At 52.3% G+C, this 917-nt stretch carries 1 protein-coding gene; it reads right to left on the bottom strand.

Features of this window, described 5'->3' with window-relative positions:
- Positions 1 to 254: 254 nt before the first annotated feature.
- Positions 255 to 917 (bottom strand): IS110 family transposase (locus PspCFBP13528_RS27465; protein WP_137201911.1); only part of this gene is annotated, 663 nt, incomplete at its 5' end.

Here is a 917-nt window from a genome sequence, read left to right as displayed (position 1 = left end):
AAAGTAACCAAATGTATGGTCAGCCCACCTTTTGCTATCCAGTCACGATGAACGGTAAATCAGGCTTGCGCTAATGTATTCGGGCTCCATGTGAGCGCGGGTACACGCTCGGCCCTTGATGAGTATTCGCTCCTGCCTGTCCTGAAAAGGGCTTCAGCTTAGAAAGCTATTTTGCTTACCAGGTTCTCAGCCAGGGTATCTGCCGTTTATCGCCATCAATTACTGACGTCGCAAAAGCTGGTGGTAAAACCGGATTACGCGGTGGCATGCCCGTTGTAGGTGCCACCTTTGGTCAATAGCGCCCAGACAATCCTGGCCATTTTATTAGCCAGTGCACAGGCAACTTTGTTGAGTGGTTTTCGGGCCAATAGGTTTCTAGCCCAGACTCCAAGGGCATCGTTTCGTTTATCAATTCGGTAAAGCAGGGTTTGGGCACCTTGCATCAACAAGGTTCGCAAATACTTATCGCCCCGCTTGCTTATGCCCAACAGTGTGGTTTGGCCTCCGGTCGAGTATTGCCGTGGCACCAATCCCAGCGAAGCCGAAAAATCTCGGGACGATTTATATATCGAAGCGTCCCCGACATCGGCCACCAGCGCGCTAGCGATGAGGGGGCCGATGCCGGGGATGCTCTGTAATCTTTTGCCGGCGTCACTCCCATTTACTTGCTGCTTGATCTCGGTATCCAGCGCTTTGATTTCGCTGGTCAATTGACGAATGTCATCAAGCATCCGACTAATGGCCTGCTGCAGGAGCAGAGGTAGATTGTGCTCTTCCATCAATGCAGGAACCCGCTCCAACGCGGCATAGCCGGTGGGAAAGATAACGCCAAACTCAAGTAAGAACCCGTGCACCTGGTTGATCACCCCGGTGCGTCGACTCACCAGTGATTTACGCAGTTTATGCACGGTCGACAG

Origin of the sequence: Pseudomonas sp. CFBP13528, assembly GCF_005233615.1 — a bacterium.
Classification (GTDB): Bacteria; Pseudomonadota; Gammaproteobacteria; order Pseudomonadales; family Pseudomonadaceae; genus Aquipseudomonas; species Aquipseudomonas fluorescens_AM.
This window is presented reverse-complemented; position numbering and strand designations above follow the sequence as displayed.